Origin of the sequence: Synechococcus sp. R55.7 (assembly GCF_047461955.1) — a bacterium.
GTDB lineage: Bacteria > Cyanobacteriota > Cyanobacteriia > Thermostichales > Thermostichaceae > Thermostichus.
Window position 1 is genome coordinate 1 of the sequence record NZ_JANSIC010000450.1, and the last position, 756, is coordinate 756.

General features: G+C 56.2%; 1 protein-coding gene. It reads right to left on the reverse strand.

Annotated features, from left to right (window positions below):
* On the reverse strand, positions 1-333 hold a 333-nt coding region (locus NW820_RS13070; protein WP_414407733.1), incomplete at its 3' end, for a hypothetical protein.
* Positions 334-756 lie beyond the last annotated feature (423 nt).

A 756-nucleotide genomic window follows, 5' to 3' on the forward strand; every position in this document is an offset into this window, starting at 1 on the left:
CTCCAAAACCTTTACTTTCTGCTCGAGCTCTTGAATGGCTTCAGCCGGGGAAGCCAAGGTCTGCTGCAGAAGGGACGGTTCAGCAGTGAGCCGAGCGTCCAGCACCTCGAAACGCGCTTGCAGGGTCTCCAGTTGGGTTGCTGTCTGTTGCTGCTGTGTCCAGGTCTGTTCCAGAACTTGGCCAAGCTGTTCTTCGCGGCGGCGGATGGCAGGGTAGGCTGCTGCCAAAGGTAAGAGCCCCCAGATCACTTGGCGGGTCACCAGGGCCGTCACCCCCAGGGCCAGGGATCCCGTCCACAGCCAGGTTAAGGGGAAGGCAGAAGCCCTATTCATACTCATACTCATAGTCAGCTCTCCTCAGTTTGGGTTATCGATCTGCTCGGTTGCCAGGATTTCACCTCACTCACATGGGCCACCTCAGGGATCCCTCTCGAAGATCGAGATGCCCAGAACTCCCAGAGGCATCGAAGAGGAGCAATTCAGCAACTGCAGTATGCCTGCTATTGGAAGGGGAATCTTCCAATCGCTGGACAAACGTATTTCCCTTGTTGAGCAAACGGATCAGATATCGAGTCAGTTATCGAAAGCAGGCTCAAACTTGTTCCTCTTGACCGACAGGCCCCGTGGCCCGCTCAACCTGGATTCAACGTCCAAGCTATTGGCTGACGGTATGGGCCGTAAAACCATTGAACGGAGCAGGGTCAGCTAGAAATCGCAGGAGCCCCGCACTGTACCCGTAGGGTCAGTGTCGGGAGG